This is a genomic window from Pectobacterium brasiliense, from assembly GCF_013449685.1.
GTDB classification, from domain to species: Bacteria; Pseudomonadota; Gammaproteobacteria; order Enterobacterales; family Enterobacteriaceae; genus Pectobacterium; species Pectobacterium brasiliense_A.
Genome location: NZ_JACDSF010000034.1, coordinates 1 through 15955, shown reverse-complemented (window position 1 = coordinate 15955; position 15955 = coordinate 1). Strand labels below are relative to the sequence as shown.

Annotated in this window: 17 protein-coding genes; 11 read left to right on the top strand and 6 right to left on the bottom strand. The window is 56.6% G+C overall.

Features of this window, described 5'->3' with window-relative positions:
- The first annotated feature begins 56 nt into the window (after nucleotides 1–56).
- On the top strand, nucleotides 57–641 hold the full coding sequence (locus tag H0248_RS14640) for a hypothetical protein (RefSeq protein WP_039277072.1): 585 nt from the start codon (nucleotides 57–59) through the stop codon (nucleotides 639–641).
- Between the two features lie 149 nt (nucleotides 642–790).
- Here the strand turns inward: H0248_RS14640 and hpxZ are convergent, their stop codons facing one another.
- From hpxZ to H0248_RS14620, 4 genes are read right to left on the bottom strand one after another with little or no spacing between them, the layout of a single operon-like run.
- Entirely contained in the window at nucleotides 791–1177 is a 387-nt protein-coding gene (gene hpxZ / locus H0248_RS14635) for an oxalurate catabolism protein HpxZ (protein ID WP_180786465.1), read from the bottom strand.
- A gap of 11 nt (nucleotides 1178–1188) precedes the next feature.
- Complete coding sequence (locus tag H0248_RS14630; protein ID WP_180786464.1) at nucleotides 1189–2595, bottom strand: AtzE family amidohydrolase; 1407 nt, start codon at nucleotides 2593–2595, stop codon at nucleotides 1189–1191.
- Entirely contained in the window at nucleotides 2592–2783 is a 192-nt protein-coding gene (hpxX, locus tag H0248_RS14625) for an oxalurate catabolism protein HpxX (protein WP_180786463.1), read from the bottom strand. Before hpxX ends, H0248_RS14630 begins: the two co-directional genes overlap by 4 nt.
- A 27-nt stretch (nucleotides 2784–2810) precedes the next feature.
- Nucleotides 2811–4415: a gamma-glutamyltransferase family protein gene (locus tag H0248_RS14620; protein WP_180786462.1), complete on the bottom strand. Its 1605-nt coding sequence runs from the start codon at nucleotides 4413–4415 to the stop codon at nucleotides 2811–2813.
- 197 nt (nucleotides 4416–4612) lie between these two features.
- Here H0248_RS14620 and H0248_RS14615 point away from each other — a divergent pair, with 197 nt between their 5' ends.
- The 7 genes from H0248_RS14615 (at nucleotide 4613) to hpxK (ending at nucleotide 11491) form a co-directional block, all read left to right on the top strand.
- Nucleotides 4613–5452: a MurR/RpiR family transcriptional regulator gene (locus H0248_RS14615; RefSeq protein WP_180786461.1), complete on the top strand. Its 840-nt coding sequence runs from the start codon at nucleotides 4613–4615 to the stop codon at nucleotides 5450–5452.
- A 601-nt stretch (nucleotides 5453–6053) separates the two neighbouring features.
- Nucleotides 6054–6839 carry a transporter substrate-binding domain-containing protein gene (locus H0248_RS14610; RefSeq protein WP_180786479.1) on the top strand — a complete coding sequence of 262 codons (786 nt, stop codon included), beginning with the start codon at nucleotides 6054–6056 and terminating at the stop codon, nucleotides 6837–6839.
- 12 nt (nucleotides 6840–6851) lie between these two features.
- Nucleotides 6852–7517, top strand: a complete 666-nt coding sequence (locus H0248_RS14605; RefSeq protein ID WP_180786460.1) for an amino acid ABC transporter permease — start codon at nucleotides 6852–6854, stop codon at nucleotides 7515–7517.
- The gene (locus H0248_RS14600; protein ID WP_094370396.1) at nucleotides 7517–8170 is read left to right on the top strand and encodes an amino acid ABC transporter permease; all 654 of its coding nucleotides are present in this window, start codon (nucleotides 7517–7519) and stop codon (nucleotides 8168–8170) included. Before H0248_RS14605 ends, H0248_RS14600 begins: the two co-directional genes overlap by 1 nt.
- Entirely contained in the window at nucleotides 8151–8894 is a 744-nt protein-coding gene (locus H0248_RS14595; protein WP_014916424.1) for an amino acid ABC transporter ATP-binding protein, read from the top strand. The genes H0248_RS14600 and H0248_RS14595 overlap by 20 nt, the downstream gene beginning before the upstream one ends.
- 93 nt (nucleotides 8895–8987) lie before the next feature.
- A complete protein-coding gene (locus H0248_RS14590; RefSeq protein ID WP_180786459.1) occupies nucleotides 8988–10232 on the top strand; it encodes a pyridoxal-phosphate-dependent aminotransferase family protein in 1245 nt (414 codons plus the stop codon).
- Entirely contained in the window at nucleotides 10229–11491 is a 1263-nt protein-coding gene (gene hpxK / locus H0248_RS14585; RefSeq protein WP_180786458.1) for an allantoate amidohydrolase, read from the top strand. The genes H0248_RS14590 and hpxK overlap by 4 nt, the downstream gene beginning before the upstream one ends.
- Nucleotides 11492–11518: 27 nt before the next feature.
- Here hpxK and H0248_RS14580 read toward each other — a convergent pair whose 3' ends face one another.
- Together H0248_RS14580 and H0248_RS14575 are read right to left on the bottom strand one after the other, a co-directional pair.
- Nucleotides 11519–12301 (bottom strand): amidohydrolase, encoded by a 783-nt coding sequence (locus H0248_RS14580; RefSeq protein ID WP_180786457.1) that lies wholly within the window; start codon nucleotides 12299–12301, stop codon nucleotides 11519–11521.
- On the bottom strand, nucleotides 12289–13446 hold the full coding sequence (locus tag H0248_RS14575; RefSeq protein ID WP_180786456.1) for a pyridoxal phosphate-dependent aminotransferase: 1158 nt from the start codon (nucleotides 13444–13446) through the stop codon (nucleotides 12289–12291). Before H0248_RS14575 ends, H0248_RS14580 begins: the two co-directional genes overlap by 13 nt.
- 180 nt (nucleotides 13447–13626) lie before the next feature.
- Here H0248_RS14575 and H0248_RS14570 point away from each other — a divergent pair, with 180 nt between their 5' ends.
- From H0248_RS14570 to H0248_RS14560, 3 genes are read left to right on the top strand one after another with little or no spacing between them, the layout of a single operon-like run.
- Entirely contained in the window at nucleotides 13627–14244 is a 618-nt protein-coding gene (locus tag H0248_RS14570) for a methylthioribulose 1-phosphate dehydratase (RefSeq protein ID WP_048257792.1), read from the top strand.
- A complete protein-coding gene (gene mtnC / locus H0248_RS14565; protein ID WP_180786455.1) occupies nucleotides 14241–14930 on the top strand; it encodes an acireductone synthase in 690 nt (229 codons plus the stop codon). Before H0248_RS14570 ends, mtnC begins: the two co-directional genes overlap by 4 nt.
- Nucleotides 14927–15472, top strand: a complete 546-nt coding sequence (locus H0248_RS14560; protein WP_014916418.1) for a 1,2-dihydroxy-3-keto-5-methylthiopentene dioxygenase — start codon at nucleotides 14927–14929, stop codon at nucleotides 15470–15472. Before mtnC ends, H0248_RS14560 begins: the two co-directional genes overlap by 4 nt.
- The last annotated feature ends 483 nt before the right edge of the window (nucleotides 15473–15955 follow it).

The window sequence follows — 15955 nt, the reverse complement described above, 5'->3', positions numbered from 1 at the left end:
CAAGAAAGGTATTTTGGTTATCTGCTCATCTGATTTCTGCTAAGGAAAAGCTAAACGTGGTCACTTGGGAATACCATGATTTCGAAGACTATACAGGGAATGGTGAGTTGCTTATGCGTCAGTTTATCGTTGGTGGCATGGTATATGCCATTGGTTTCCAGAAACTCCAGTCAGCGGACGAATTGCTTAATAAAGGGATTGATGAGAAACATAACATACCTGGTTTTCAAATGCCCCAGTCGGGTCTTTGGACGGTGGCTTTTGATAAAGTTGAGAATCAAGAGCGTTTGGAAGCTTATCAGCATGTTGAGCTCAATTCTGGGCAAATTCTAAAGGTGATTACGTCGGTTGCCAGAGCGATTTTTGACCACTACAATGTTTCCCGATCTGGTGCTTACTATTGGTGCGCAGCTCCCGACCTTTCGGGGAAAAGGAAAATCGATCTCGCGGATTTATATGATGGTTTACTGGGGTTAGCAGGGAAAAACAGATTTAACATTCGTATCCCTGGTATGCAGTCATTTAATCGACTTGGTTCAGATAGGAGAAGCTATGTCATCCTCACACGATATTACGACGTTAAGTCTTCAGGAACAGGCATTTTTCGCCTTGGGGAAAAAGCTGCAAATGGCAGCGCGTGATGTGATAAAGCGTAAGCTGGCTTCTGGTGAATATGTGCTTATTGATGGCAAATATTATCTAGCCTCAGATGCTCCTAATTTGGCGGATAAGTAGATTAGTGGGAACTGAAACAAGCGCATAGAGATTGCGCTTGTTTTCTTTTTCATTGCTACGAACTCATCAGGCTGACGTGGGCGGCGACAATGCGCCAGCCTTCTGGCATTTTTACCCAGGTCTGCATTTGGCGGCCGATCTTCGTACTGCCTGCGCGGGTGAACTCCGTACTGGCGACGGCCATATCGTGGCCGTAAGTGGTGATGACCGTATTACGCAGCGTTCTGTCCAGACCGGCTGAAGGGCGAGCGAGGCGAAAAGCACGGATTTCCTCGATCCCGTACAGGTTTTCTCCCGCGCCGTAGCGCACCGTTTTTTCATCGTGCCAGAACAGCTCATCCAGCACCGCAATGTCATTTCCCGTTAGGGCTTTCTCGTAGCGATAGAACGCGTCGGTCACGTCGGCCAACACATCCGGCTGGTTAATATCGTCAGGCAACATATTTTCTTTCCTCATGAAGTATGACGGGTATAAGTTATGTTCTGCTGCTCAAGCGCCCACGCCGTCCGCAAGCAGAGGTCCTCGCGCCACGGTGCGGCAATAATCTGCACGCCTATCGGTAAGCCGTTGGCGGTCGCCACCGGCACCGTTACGACGGGCAGCCCGACGAAAGAGATCGGCTGTGTCAGCATACCCATACTGGCGCGCACGGGCAGGTCGGTATCATTAATGCGCAGGGTTTCCTGCCCGATGAGCGTGGCGGAGCAGGGTGTTGCAGGGGCGATCAGCAGGTCGGTATGTTCAAACAACGCCAGCGTCTGTTGGCGGAAATAGTTACGGAAGCGCTGTGCCTGCACATACCAGGCTGCGGGGATCATCGCGCCAGCCAGCAGCCGCTCACGCGACAGGGGCTCGAAGCGCTCGGGCTGAGTACGCAAGTCAGGCAGATACTGGTTCCCGCCTTCGCTGGCTGACAGAATAAAGGCAGCGCTGCGTGCCAGTGCGGCATCGGTTAGCGTCAGACTCTCCTGGGCGCCCAGCGCCCGTGCGATCTGGCGCACGGCGGCGTTGGCTTCCTCGCTGGCCCAGGTAGAGAAATAGCCATCCAGCACCGCGTAGCGCAATTCTTCACTGCCCGTTTCCAACTGCGCTGCGGTATGCCGCGTTTCCTGATTAGCCTGAAAACGATCGTGCTCATCGCGACCTTGTAATGCATCGAACGCTAATGCCAGATCGTCCGCACGCCGCGCCAGCGGGCCGATGTGGTCGAGGCTGGCGACAAACGGGTGGCTACCGTGGCGTGATAAGCGACCAAACGTCGGCTTCAGCCCGAAAATGCCGCACAGCGACGACGGCACGCGGATCGAGCCGTTGGTGTCGCTGCCGAGTGTGAAGTTAACCAGTCCGGCCGCGACCGCCGCTGCCGACCCGCCAGACGATCCGCCAGCGATGCGCTGTGTGTCGAGCGGGTTACGCGTGGGGCCGTAATGGCTGTTTTCGGTGGTAAAGCCATAGGCATAGGCGTCCATATTCAACATGCCGGACAGCAGCGCGCCCTGACTGGAAAGCTGGCGGATGGCAAAAGCATCCTGCGTAGCGGGTGGGCGCTGGCTGAAAAGCTCGGCACCTGCCAGTGTGGTTTCACCGCTGACATCAAACAGGTTCTTGACGGCGTAAGGCACACCGGCCAGCGGCGGTAACGTTTCTCCACGTTGGCGGCGCGTGTCGATACATTCAGCCTCTGCCAGCATGCGTTCGCCGGTGACATGGGTGTAGGCATTAATGGTGGGATTGGCTTGCTCAATCGCGTCCAGCGTCTGCTGTGCCAGTTCTCTCGCAGAGAACGTGCCGGCCTGCAAACCTTGCTGAATCTGTCGGATCGAGAGCGATGAGGACGCGCTTCTGGCGTATAAACTCATAGCGTATACACCCCGGCAATCTCCTGATGCTCATCAAGAGGAAAAGCCATCAGCGGCTGCGCCATAGTATGAATGCGGCTGAACTGCACAAGCAGCTCCTGACGCCGCTCCTGACTGAGTTGCAGCGCCAGTAGCGTTTCCATCTGTTGCAGATAGGCTGCCAGCGCATCGTGTTCGATCATCGTCATCCTGTTTTCTCCCGGTTAAATAAAAAACTAGAAACCTGCCGCGCTGCCGTTGCTGCGTGGATCGAACGCCCCTTCCAGCATGCCGTTGGTGTGTCGCACAATGGCACCGGCGTGGCCGACCGTTTCACTAAAACTGCCCAGCAGCTCGACGTCGTGACCTAACTGACGCAGGGCATCCACCGTGGCGGGCTTAAAGCGATCTTCGATCTTTAGCGTATCGGAGGCCTGTCCCCAGGTTCTGCCCAGCAGCCAGCGCGGAGCGGTAATCGCCTGTTGCAGCGGCATGCCTTGCTGGACGTGGCGGATGAAGAGCGCTGCCTGCGTCTGCGGTTGCCCATCACCGCCCATCGATCCGTAGACCATCGTCCGTCCGTCGGACAGGCGCGCGGCGGCGGGATTTAACGTATGAAAAGGCTGCTTACCCGGTTCTAACGCCAGCAGGTGCTCGGGATCGAGGCTGAACGAGGCACCGCGGTTCTGCCAGAGCACGCCGGTTCCCGGTAATACCACGCCGCTGCCAAACTCGTGGTAAATGCTTTGAATAAAAGAAACGCACAGGCCACTGCTGTCGCAAACGCCCATCCAGACCGTGTCGCCGGGGCCTTTGCCTTCTCCCCACGGTGCGGCGTTGCGGGTATCGATTTGTCGGGCCAGCGCGCCGAGCGCATCGCTTTCCAGCAGCGCCTGCACATCCTGTGTCATCAGACGAGGGTCGGTAATAAAGCGGTCGCGCAGGCCAAACGCCAGCTTGGTTGACTCGACAATGCGGTGAATTGTCTGGCTATCGTTCAGATCTTCCATTTCCAGACGATCGGTCAGACCGAGAATGGCGAGCGACACCAGACCTTGCGTCGGCGGTGCGAGGTTATAGATGTCGCCTTTACTGTGCTTGAGCACCAGCGGTGCTGCTCGTTTGGCGCGATAATTCGCCAGATCCTCAGCCGTCAGCGGCATACCGATCAGCGCCATCTGTTTCGATAGCCGGGCGGCGACGGAGCCGCGATAAAAACTGTCCAGCCCTTCAATGCTGAGTGTTGTCAAGGTATCGGCTAGATCCGGCTGCGTGAAACGGCTGCCTGCGCGCGGGACATTCCCCTGCGGCATAAAGAGCTGGCTAAAGGCAGCGAAATCGCTCAGTTCGTGATAGCGCTGGGTAAGCGCGTCTTCCTGCGATTGCGTGACGGGAATACCGTCCGCCGCATAGCGGATCGCGTCAGATAACAGGCGGGCCAGCGGCATCGGGGGGCTGTCTGTTTCTTGTGAATAGGCCAACTCTTGTGAGTACGCCAGCGCTTCCTGCCAGCCGCCTACGGTGCCCGCGACGGTCAGCGCTGCTTTAGGGCCGCGATGCGGAATGTGGCTGTCGCCCTGATAGTATTCACGACAGGCCAGCGACCCGGCGGCACCGCTGGCATCAATGGCGACAGGGTCGCCGTGCGGTGGAACAATCAGCCAGAAACCGTCGCCGCCGATTCCATTCATGTGCGGGTACACCACGGCAATGGTTGCTGCCGCGGCGACCATGGCTTCAATGGCGTTCCCGCCTTCACGCAGAATGGCTAAGGCGCTGGCACTGGCTAAATGATGAGGGGCCACCGCCATGCCCAACGGGGCGGTATTGCTTTGCATCATGCCGGAATTCCTTTTTTAAATGTTATGTAGGGTGAGTGTTATTAACCTTAGCTTTAAGCAAACGGCGTTCCAGTTTTTTACTGCTGTGGAAAGTCCGTCTGCAGGACCGGAAGGGGTATCTGTATCATCCCGACAATCTTGTGCTATGTTCTGCGACATGAAACAAACGTTACAGCAAGCGCAATGGGTGAGAGACGATGATGCAAATAGATGAACGATTACGGGATCGCTACGGCGAACTTTCCCCGCAGGAACAGCGCGTCGCGGATTTCATCTTTGATCACTTTGACGATCTGATTAGCTACAACAGCGCCGAGCTGGCGCGGTTGAGCGGTGTTTCCAAGGCGACCGTCAGCCGGTTGTTCAAACGATTGGGTTACCCCAGCTACCGCGACATGCGTGATGAGCTCAGAACGCTGCGCCAGAGCGGGATGCCGCTGGCGGATAACCGCGATGCCGTGCAGGGCAATACGCTGCTGGCGCGGCACTACAAACAGGAAATGGCGAACCTGACGCAGTGGATAAACCAGATTGACCCTGTGCAGTTTGGCGCGGTGATTCAGGCGTTGATGCAGGGGCAGCGCCTGTGCCTGATTGGGCTACGCAATAGCTATCCGGTGGCGCTACACCTGCGCCAACAACTGCTCCAGATTCGCCAACAGGTCACGCTGCTGGCGCAGCCGGGGCAGACGCTCTCCGAAGAATTGGTTGATCTCACGGCGCAGGATGTCGTGATTGTGGTGGCCTTTCGCCGCCGTCCGCGCCTGATTCAGCCGCTGCTGGCGCAACTGCAAAAACGCGGTGTGCCTGTGCTGCTACTGTGTGAACCACAGGTCAGCACGCTGATGTTGCTGGCAACCTGGTCATTGTGCGTCCCGCTGGACAGCGTCTCGGCGTTTGATAGCTATTCATCCGCCATGAGTCTGGTGAACGTCATCAGTAACGCGCTACTGCATGAAATGCTGCGTGACGGACGCCAGCGCATCCACCAGATCGCGGATCTTTATAGTGAACTGGATGAGCTTGAACAACGCTAATGGTGCGTTAGTGTGGTGCTGTTGCACCGAAATGATGCGTTAAAGTGAACGTTATCGGTTCCTGATGCGTTTATCTGTCATGTAATCATGTGGATTGTTTCGTGCGTGATAGCGCCGGATTATTTTTGTGACATAGCGCCACGCCCGACATAGGGCAGCTCAAACGCCGCTTGCCCTATGAACCCAGGCTTTTTTCGCGGAATTGCGCCGCTTCGCGGTACCTTCGGCGTTCATGGCCGCAACACGGACCGCCAGCGACGCGCTCCCTGCGCGGCGCTGACTTTCGCGGCGTCCATGCCGCTCATCCGGCGGTCATGCTCACCTCAGCGCAATTTTTTACGCGAATAAGGCATAAAACCACAAGGTTAACTCCTGAGTATCACGCCCGAAACTGTTCACTGATATCGCATATCCATATCCACAGCGATGACATGATTCCCTGACCTTCTAACGCTGCTACTCATCGCTAAGAGTACTCATGTAATCTGGCACACTCCTTGCTTGGTATCTGTAACGATAGTTTCAATATTTGTTTTTAAAGAATCTTTCGTTTCAATTATACTAACCGGGGGCAGAGACGATGTTGATCAATAAACTGGGCATCAAAAAAGGGTTACTGGCGGTGATGGGCGCGGCAATGTTACTGGTTCAGGCCAGTAGCGCGATGGCCGATCAGTTGCAGGATATCGAGAAGCGCGGCGTGCTGCGTGTCGCTGTCCCGCAGGATTTCCCGCCGTTTGGATCGGTGGGGACGGATCTGCAACCGCAGGGGTATGACATCGATATCGCCCACTATCTGGCGAAAGAGATGAAACTAAAGTTGCAGTTGGTTCCGGTAACCAGTGCTAACCGCGTACCGTATCTGCAAACCAACAAAGTTGACCTGGTGATCTCCAGTCTGGGCAAAAATGCCGAGCGTGAAAAAGTGATCGATTTCAGCCGCGCCTACGCGCCGTTTTTCCTCGGCGTATTTGGGCCGAAAGACAGTACGCTGACATCGTCAGACGCGCTGGAAGGCAAGAGCATCGGCGTCACGCGCGGTGCGGTAGAAGACATGGTGCTGACGGATATCGCGCCGAAAGCCGCACAGATTAAGCGCTACGAAGATAACAACACCACGCTGTCGGCGTACCTGTCCGGGCAGGTGGAATATGTTGCAACGGGTAACCTGGTTGTCGCGGCTATCGCCGAGCAGAATCCGACAAAAGCACCTGTGGCGAAGTTTATGCTGAAAGATTCGCCGTGCTACATCGGGCTGAAAAAAGATGAGCCTGCGCTGAAAGCGAAAGTCGACGCGTTGATTGAGCAAGCGCTGAAAGACAATACGCTCAATACTCTGTCGGAAAAATGGCTGAAAGCGCCGCTGCCGGCCAGCATCAAGGCTTAACGGGAGCACGCCATGACCTATCAGCTTAATTTTTCTGCGCTGTTTCCGTTCTGGCCTGAGCTGCTGGAGGGGTTGTGGGTCACCATTGAGCTGACGGTCATGGCAACCCTCGGCGGCATTGCTATCGGCATCTTCGGTGCGGCCTTGCGCAGCGGCAAGCCCACTCTGCTGAGTCGGCTATGGGGTGTCTACGTCGAGCTGATCCGCAATACGCCGTTTGTGGTTCAGCTGTTCTTCATCGTCTTCGGCTTGCCGAGTTTGGGCTTGAAGCTCACCGCCGGACAGGCCGCGCTGTTGGCGATGTTGATTAATCTGGGAGCGTACAGCACCGAGATTATCCGCGCGGGGATTCAGGTGACGCCGAAAGGCCAGTGGGAAGCTGCCCGCGTGCTGGGACTGACGCGAGTGCAGACCTTTTTACGTGTGATTCTGCCGCCCGCGCTCCAGCGGATTTATCCGGCGCTGGTTAGCCAGTGCATTATCGTCATGCTGGGATCGTCGGTGGTGTCGCAGGTGTCTTACGAGGAACTGACCTTTGCCGCCAACCTGATTCAGTCCCGTACGTTTTTGAGCTTTGAAGTGTATCTGGCAACCACGCTGTGTTACCTGGTGCTGTCTGTTCTGATGCGACAACTCTTACTGCTGGCAGGTCGGCGCTTTCTGGGGAATCCGTCATGATGACATTTACCGACTGGGATATTGTGCGCAACCTGCTGCTGGCGGCACGTTGGACGTTACTGCTGTCGCTGACGGCGTTTATCGGCGGTGCGATAGTGACTTTTCCGCTGATGCTGCTGCGATTGACGAAACGCACATGGCCGACGCGCTTTGTCCATCTGTATTCCGAGCTCTTTCAAGGAACGCCGCTGCTGATGCAGCTATTCCTCGCCTTTTTCGGGCTGGCGCTGTTCGGCATCGATGTGAGCCCGTGGACGGCGGCGGCACTGGCGCTGACGCTCTTTACCAGCGCCTTTCTGGTGGATATCTGGTGCGGCAGTGTCGAAGCGTTGCCGAAAGGGCAGTGGGAAGCGTCGCGCTGCCTCGGGCTGGATTTCGGCCAGACGCTCTATCGGGTGATTGCGCCGCAGGCGATGCGTATCGCCATCGCGCCTACCGTGGGGTTTTCCGTGCAGGTGATTAAAGGTACCGCGCTGGCGTCGATTATCGGGTTTATCGAACTGACCAAGGCGGGAACCATGTTGAATAACGTGACCTATCAGCCGTTTAAAGTGTTCGGATTGGTGGCGCTGGGTTACTTCCTGATGTGCTATCCGCTCTCTTACTACAGCCGCTATCTGGAGAAGAAATTCAATGCCGCTCATCACCATTAATCAGGTTCAAAAATATTACGGCCAGAACCATGTCCTGAAAGGCGTGGATCTGGATATTGAAATGGGTGAGGTCATTTCGATCATCGGGCGCAGCGGCTCTGGTAAGAGCACGCTATTGCGCTGCATGAACGGTCTGGAAGGCTATCAGGACGGCAGCATCAAGCTGGGCGGGATGACAGTTACCGACAGGGATTCACAGGCGCGGGAAATTAGTCGCTCGGTCGGGATGGTGTTCCAGAACTTCAATCTGTTTCCGCACATGACGGCGCTGGAAAACGTGATGCTGGCACCGCGCCGCGTGCTGGGTAAAAGCGCGGCGGAGTGCCGTGAGCTGGGCGAACGGGTGTTGAAAAAGGTGGGGCTGGGTGAGCGCCTTCACTATTACCCTGCCAACCTGTCGGGCGGCCAGCAGCAGCGCGTCGCGATTGCCCGCGCGCTGGCGATGAACCCGAAAGTCCTGCTGTGCGATGAAATTACCTCGGCGCTCGATCCTGAATTAGTCGGCGAAGTACTGAAGGTGCTGGAACAGCTGGCCGCAGAAGGCATGACGCTGATTCTGGTCACGCATGAAATGAATTTTGCCCGTGAAGTGGGTGACCGCGTGGTGTTTATGCATCAGGGCACGGTCTGGGAGCAGGGCGACAGCAAAACGCTGTTCGCTAACCCACAGACCCGCGAACTGAAACAGTTCATCGCCTCGGTCCGGGGACTATCGGAAGCGTAAGGCTTCCCTCTTTTGAGCTAATCACGCACGGAAACGCGCATCAAATCATTCGATTAGCAGATCGGTAACGTAAAGAATCTGGAGCACATAACCATGAACAGCGAACTGTACGCGCAAATTAATCCCCCTCATCGCCTGCTGATGGGGCCGGGGCCGATCAATGCCGATCCGCGCGTATTACGGGCAATGGCCAGTCAACTGGTGGGGCAGTATGACCCCGCGATGACGAACTACATGAATCAGGTCATGGCGCTCTATCGTCAACTTTTCCGCACGGAAAACCGCTGGACGATGCTGGTAGACGGCACCTCGCGCGCGGGGATCGAAGCGATTCTGCTGTCGGCGATCCGCCCCGGCGATAAGGTGCTGGTGCCGGTGTTTGGTCGTTTTGGTCATCTGCTGTGTGAGATTGCCCGTCGCTGTCGTGCTGATGTTCATACCATTGAAGTGCCGTGGGGCGAGGTGTTCTCGCCGGATCAAATCGAAGATGCGATCAAAACGGTACGCCCGCGTTTACTGCTGACGGTGCAGGGCGATACGTCGACCACCATGTTGCAACCGCTGGAGGAACTGGGCGAGATCTGCCGCCGTCACGGCGTACTGTTCTATACCGATGCCACGGCGTCTTTTGGCGGTAACCCGCTGGAAACGGATAAGTGGGGACTGGATGCGGTTTCCGCCGGATTGCAGAAGTGTCTCGGCGGACCATCTGGCAGTTCACCGATCACGCTCAGTTCGCAGATGGAAGCGGTGATCCGGCGTCGTAAATGCGTGGAGCAGGGGATCCGAACGGACGCGCATCAGGACGGCGACGACGAGATGATCTATTCCAACTATTTCGATCTGGGCATGGTGATGGATTACTGGGGGCCGGAGCGCCTGAATCACCACACCGAGGCGACGAGCATGCTGTTCGCCGCCCGCGAGTGTGCCCGAACGATCCTCGAAGAAGGGTTGGATCGCAGCATTGCCCGCCATGCGCTGCACGGCAGTGCGCTGGTGGCGGGGATTCAGGGAATGGGGCTGGATACCTTTGGCTCGCTGACCCACAAAATGAATAACGTACTGGGCGTGGTGATTCCTGACGGCGTTCACGGTGAGCAGGTGCGTAAGCTGCTGCTGGAAGATTTCGCCATTGAGATCGGCACATCCTTTGGCCCGCTTCAGGGCAAGATCTGGCGCATCGGGACGATGGGCTACAACGCGCGTAAAGACTGCGTGATGCAAACGCTGACAGCGCTGGAGGCGGTGCTGAATCGCCTTGGCTTCCGCACCGTGCAGGGCGAAGCCTTGCAGGCGGCCTGGAATTGCTATGTGGCGGATGAGGGTCGTGCATGAGTGAAATGTTGATGTTGCCCGCTGCTGCACAGGCCGCCGCTGAGCAGATTATGTCGCGCTGCGATGCGCTGGCGGAAATCAGTGAAACGCCCGGCCAACTGACCCGTGTTTATCTGTCGCTGGAGCACCTGCGTGCCAATGCGCAGGTGGGTGAATGGATGCGCGAAGCGGGCATGAACGTCTGGCAGGATAGCGTTGGCAACATTTGTGGTCGCTATGAAGGATTAACACCGGATGCGCCAGCGCTGTTGCTTGGTTCGCATCTGGATACGGTGCGCAATGCCGGACGTTATGACGGCATGCTGGGCGTATTGACGGCGATTGAAGTGGTACGTGCGTTCCATCAACAAGGGATGCGTTTGCCCGTGGCGCTGGAAATCATCGGCTTCGGCGATGAAGAAGGCACGCGTTTTGGCATTACGCTGCTGGGCAGTCGGGGATTGACGGGCACCTGGCCGGAGAACTGGCTGGAGTGTCAGGATGCCGAGGGCACCAGTGTGGCGCAGGCGTTGATCATTGCTGGGCTGGATCCGCTTGAGGTGGCACTGGCGGCACGTCCGGTCAGCGATATCACCGCCTATCTGGAGTTACACATCGAACAGGGGCCGTGTCTGGAACAGCAGGATCTGGCGTTGGGCGTGGTCACCGCGATCAACGGGGCGCGGCGGCTTAACTGCACGTTCCTCGGGCTGGCGGGACATGCGGGCACGGTGCCGATGACGCAGCGGCAGGATGCGCTGGCGGCGGCGGCCGACTGGATGGCGCAGGCTGAGCGGATAACGCGGGAAAGCGATCCTCATCTGGTCGCCACGTTTGGCACATTACAGTGCTTACCGGGCGCGGCGAACGTTATTCCCGGTGAGGTCAAGATGACGCTGGATATTCGCGGGCCGGAGGATGCGCCGCTGGATGCGCTGCTACAAAAACTCCTGACGCTAGGGCAGGCTATCGCGCACCAGCGCGGCTGCCAGTTCAGCGCCGAAGAGTATTACCGTATTGCGGCAACCCGCTGCGATCCCGCCTTGCAGTCGGTATTAAATGAGGCGGTGACGCAGGTACAAGGCAAAACGCTGATGTTGCCAAGCGGCGCGGGGCACGATGCGATTGCTATTGCCGAACGCTGGCCGGTAGCGATGCTGTTTGTCCGCTGCCGCGGCGGCATCAGCCACCATCCTGACGAATCTGTTACGACAGCAGATGTGGCGCTGGCGCTACAGGCGTACAGTCAGGCGGTGTTCTACCACGCCTCTGCACAGTAACGACAGCTACAGCCACAGCCACAGCCACTACAGCGTAAAACGATCGGCATCGCGCCAGGCAGGAAAGGATTCCCGGTAGCTTTGCAGCGCTTCCAGCGACAGCTCGGCGTCCAGACGGGCGGGCTGGTTGGGAGCGGCAGAGGCCAGAATGTCCCCTTGAGCATTAATAATCAGGCTATCGCCGCGGTAGCTGTGGCCGTTGCCGTCGGTACCGACGCGGTTGCAGCCTGCCACGTAGGCCTGATTCTCAATAGCGCGCGCCGCCAGCAGCGTCTGCCAGTGTGCGGCTCGTGGCGCTGGCCAGTTGGCGACATACAGCGCCAGATCGTAGTCCTGCCGATTGCGTGACCAGACCGGAAAACGCAGGTCGTAGCAGATCATCGGACAGATGCGCCAGCCGCGCCACTCAAGGGTGACCCGTTCCGTGCCTGCCTGATAGTGATGGTGTTCGTCCGCCATGCGGAACAGGTGGCGTTTATCGTAGTGATGCACCTCGCCGTGCGGATCGACCAGCAGGAACCGGTTCACCGCACCTTTTGGCGTATTTACCGCGACGCTACCGCCGATCAGTGCGTTCGTCTTCTGCGCCCACTGGTGCAGCCACGCTTCTACAACCGATTGATCCAGACTGCCTTTGGCGGCTTCCATCGCAAAGCCGGTGGTGAACATCTCCGGCAGCACGATCAGATCGCGTCCTGCCACATCACGCCCGCTCATCTCTGCCAATAAGGTATCGAAGTGGCGCAGATTGGCTTCGCCATCGCGCCAGACCAGCGGCTGTTGCAGCAATGAAATCTTTAAAGTCGACATAAACGCTCCGCAGCGGCATCTAACGTTGCTTCCTGTTTAGCAAAGCATAGTCGAATCAACGTATGTGGGAACGGCTCGGCGCAAAAGACGGACAGCGGAATAGCCGCGACGCCAACGTGCTCGGTTAGCCAGCGGCAGAAGCTGACATCGTCCAGATCGGAAATTGCCCGATAGTCCGCCAGCAGGAAGTAAGTGCCTTCGCAGGGCAGAATCTCGAAACGGCTGCCTGCCAGCGCCTTGATGAAACGATCGCGACGTGCGCGATAAAAATCGGGCAGTTCACGCCAGTGTTGCGGCTGTTCACGCAGCATATCGGCAATCGCGAACTGCGCGGGCGTGTTCACGGAGAACGTCAGATACTGGTGAACCTTACGTACTTCTGCGCTTAAGGCGGCTGGGGCGACGCAATAACCGACTTTCCAGCCGGTCATGTGGAACGTTTTGCCAAATGATGAAACGGCGATGGCGCGTTGGCGCAGCGATGGATGGGCCAGTACGCTGGCGTGTCCTTCGCTGTCGAAACAGATATGCTCGTAGACTTCATCGCTCAGCACGAAGATGTTACGCGCGGCAATCGCCTGCCATAGCTGCTCAAAATCAGCCTTCTGCCAGACGGTCGCGGACGGGTTGTGCGGCGTATTCAGGATGACCAAACGAGTGCGGTCGCTCAGCAGCTCAGCAAAATGCGACCAGTCCACGCGAAACGCGGGCGGTTGCAAGGCGATGCGTTTGAGTACGCCGCCGGCCAGCGTAACGGCAGGCGCATAGCTGTCATAGCTGGGATCGAAACAAATCACTTCGTCGCCGGGACGTACCAGCGCGGCAATGGCGGCAAACAGCGCTTCAGTCGCACCCGCCGTGACGGTCACTTCGCTATCGGCATCCGGCTTCCAGCCGTACAGTTCTTCCGTTTTTTCAGCAATCGCCTGACGCAGCGGCGCGACGCCGGTCATTGGCGCATATTGGTTGGCGCCCTGACTGACGTGATACGCCAGCCGCTGTTGTAAATAGTCCGGACCGTCAAAATCAGGGAAACCTTGTGATAGATTGATGGCCTGATGCTGTTGGGCCAGCGCACTCATCTGGGTGAAGATGGTGGTGCCCAGCGAAGGCAGTTTACTGTCGGGGATCAGAGCGGCGCTCATAGCGGGGTGGAACTCCTGCAAGCCTGTATTGCTTGGTAATATAACATGCTGTTAGTATTTGGCAATCAAGACGCTTGGACGTTTAAACGGCTAAATGCCTTTGCGTGCTAAGATATAATGAAAAGATCTAAACCTGCAACTGCATGCTTTGAAACAGAAAGACCAAAAACGGGAAGCCTCATGACTGAAAATCAACAATTGACGGCGCTGCTTGCGGCCTGCCACTGGATCGGCGAGAAAGGCTGGTGTCCGGCGACGGGCGGCAATATGTCCGTACGCCTTGATGACGCGCAGTGCCTGATTACTGAATCGGGTAAAGACAAAGGCAGCCTTCAGGCAGAGGATTTCCTGCTGGTGGAGATTGCCACTAACCATGTGCCGAGTGGTCGCACGCCGTCGGCGGAAACGGGGCTGCATACGCTGTTGTATCGCCGCGAGGAGACTATCGGCGCGGTACTGCACACGCACTCGGTGAACGCGACGGTGCTATCTCGGGTGGAGAAGGGCGCTGAGCTGGTGCTGCAAGGCTACGAAATGCAAAAGTCGCTGGCGGGGCAAACCACTCATTTGGATCGTGTGGCGATCCCGATTTTCGATAACGATCAGGATATTCCGGCGCTGGCGCAGCGGGTAACCGAGTATGCCAGCCACACGCCGCTACGCTACGGATTTCTGGTACGCGGCCACGGTCTTTACTGCTGGGGCGCGACGGTGAAAGAAGCGCGTCGTCATCTGGAAGGGTTAGAGTTCCTGTTCCAATGCGAATTGCAACGTCGGCTGCTGGAGGCGAAAGCATGATTAACGCGATTGTGACCGATATTGAAGGCACCACTAGCGACATCCGTTTTGTTCACAGCGTGCTGTTCCCTTATGCCCGCGAACGTCTGGCCGATACCGTTCGCCAGCACGCTAGCGATCCTGAGATTGCGCAGGCGCTGGATGCGTTGCGTCAGGAGCTAGGTCAGCCGGATGCGGATAGCGAGACGCTGATTACCGCGCTGAACCAGTTTATGGATGAAGATCGCAAATCCACCGCGTTGAAGCAGCTGCAAGGTATTATCTGGCGTACGGGCTACCGTAACGGCGATTTTCAGGGGCATCTGTATCCTGAAGTTGCGACGCAGCTCGACGCATGGCAGCAGCAGGGCCTGCGCCTGTATGTGTATTCATCAGGCTCGGTAGAAGCGCAGCAGCTGCTGTTCGGGTATAGCAACGCTGGCGATCTGCGCCCGCTGTTCAGCGACTATTTTGATACCCGCGTCGGTGCGAAGCGGGAGACCGATTCTTATCGCACGATTGCACAAGCCATCGGGCTGCCTGCTGAGCAACTGTTATTCCTGTCGGACATTCGTCAGGAACTGGATGCCGCGCAGGAAGCCGGTTGGCACACCTGTCAGCTTATTCGTGATGATGCGGATAACGTAAGCCGTCACCGCCAGGTGACACGTTTTGACCAGATCGACTTACCGGAGTACGCCCAATGAGTGGATTAACCATTTTTAGCGACAGCGATGCAAGCCAGCCGATTTGGCAAAGTCAGGATGCCGAGGCGATTCAGAAACAGCTGAATGACATCGGCGTACGTTTTGAACGCTGGGAAGCCAGCCAGAAGCTGAGCGATGCACCGTCGTCTGAAGAAGTGCTGGCGGCCTATCAGCATGAAATCGACAAGCTGGTGGCAGAAAAAGGTTATCAGAGCTGGGATGTCATCAGCATGCGTTCTGATAATCCGCAGCGTGCGGAGCTACGCACCAAGTTTTTATCCGAGCATGTGCATCACGAAGACGAAGTGCGTTTTTTCGTCGAAGGTGCGGGGCTGTTCTGTCTGCACCTTAACGGCAAGATTTACCAGATCCTGTGTGAGAAGAACGATCTGCTGTCGGTACCCGCGGGCACCGCGCACTGGTTTGATATGGGACCGGAACCGCACTTCACCGCCATCCGCCTGTTCGATAACCCGGAAGGCTGGATCGCGCATTTTACCGGCGATAAGATTGCGGATGTGTATCCGAAGCTGGAGCGGTAGCGCGTAGGGGGCTATGCCCTTATCCCATGAATAAAAATGGTTTATCAATAGGTTGAGAACAGGGGGAATGCCCTGTTCTCATATGATGATTGAGTCTTTTTTGATTCGCTATCTAATTTATTCAAAATGATATTATTTTAATATTAATCAATGTGTTTGCTTGGTTTTAGGCCTTTTTTTGCGCTATTAGCACTATGAACATCTTGTTATCCTTTACGCGTATTTTCTTAAAAGGAATAGCGTCAAGGATGCCACATGGAACGTTTTCATCACTCTTCACACCGCTTCAACCTCGCGACCTTCTTGTTTCCCACGACGTGAACATACCGAATCGCTGCTCAATTTAAATGCTCTGCGCTTTTCACCTGCGTGGCGTTTTTACTCATGTGGCGTTTAGCCAGGATGGCGCATGCGGTCGCCGTGGCAGCAGTACAAACATAAAAATAAGGAGAAGGCCGATGGCAAACAGTACAGGATTACAGT

What these genes read in the sequence shown, in the direction of transcription:
- H0248_RS14620 (WP_180786462.1), bottom strand. Translation starts at nt 4,415, where the DNA reads ATGATGCAAAGCAATACCGCCCCGTTGGGCATGGCGGTGGCCCCTCAT.
- H0248_RS14590 (WP_180786459.1), top strand. Translation starts at nt 8,988, where the DNA reads ATGAACAGCGAACTGTACGCGCAAATTAATCCCCCTCATCGCCTGCTG.
- H0248_RS14575 (WP_180786456.1), bottom strand. Translation starts at nt 13,446, where the DNA reads ATGAGCGCCGCTCTGATCCCCGACAGTAAACTGCCTTCGCTGGGCACC.
- H0248_RS14560 (WP_014916418.1), top strand. Translation starts at nt 14,927, where the DNA reads ATGAGTGGATTAACCATTTTTAGCGACAGCGATGCAAGCCAGCCGATT.
- H0248_RS14580 (WP_180786457.1), bottom strand. Translation starts at nt 12,301, where the DNA reads ATGTCGACTTTAAAGATTTCATTGCTGCAACAGCCGCTGGTCTGGCGC.
- H0248_RS14605 (WP_180786460.1), top strand. Translation starts at nt 6,852, where the DNA reads ATGACCTATCAGCTTAATTTTTCTGCGCTGTTTCCGTTCTGGCCTGAG.
- H0248_RS14570 (WP_048257792.1), top strand. Translation starts at nt 13,627, where the DNA reads ATGACTGAAAATCAACAATTGACGGCGCTGCTTGCGGCCTGCCACTGG.
- H0248_RS14630 (WP_180786464.1), bottom strand. Translation starts at nt 2,595, where the DNA reads ATGAGTTTATACGCCAGAAGCGCGTCCTCATCGCTCTCGATCCGACAG.
- hpxZ (WP_180786465.1), bottom strand. Translation starts at nt 1,177, where the DNA reads ATGTTGCCTGACGATATTAACCAGCCGGATGTGTTGGCCGACGTGACC.
- hpxX (WP_180786463.1), bottom strand. Translation starts at nt 2,783, where the DNA reads ATGACGATGATCGAACACGATGCGCTGGCAGCCTATCTGCAACAGATG.
- H0248_RS14595 (WP_014916424.1), top strand. Translation starts at nt 8,151, where the DNA reads ATGCCGCTCATCACCATTAATCAGGTTCAAAAATATTACGGCCAGAAC.
- mtnC (WP_180786455.1), top strand. Translation starts at nt 14,241, where the DNA reads ATGATTAACGCGATTGTGACCGATATTGAAGGCACCACTAGCGACATC.
- H0248_RS14600 (WP_094370396.1), top strand. Translation starts at nt 7,517, where the DNA reads ATGACATTTACCGACTGGGATATTGTGCGCAACCTGCTGCTGGCGGCA.
- hpxK (WP_180786458.1), top strand. Translation starts at nt 10,229, where the DNA reads ATGAGTGAAATGTTGATGTTGCCCGCTGCTGCACAGGCCGCCGCTGAG.
- H0248_RS14615 (WP_180786461.1), top strand. Translation starts at nt 4,613, where the DNA reads ATGATGCAAATAGATGAACGATTACGGGATCGCTACGGCGAACTTTCC.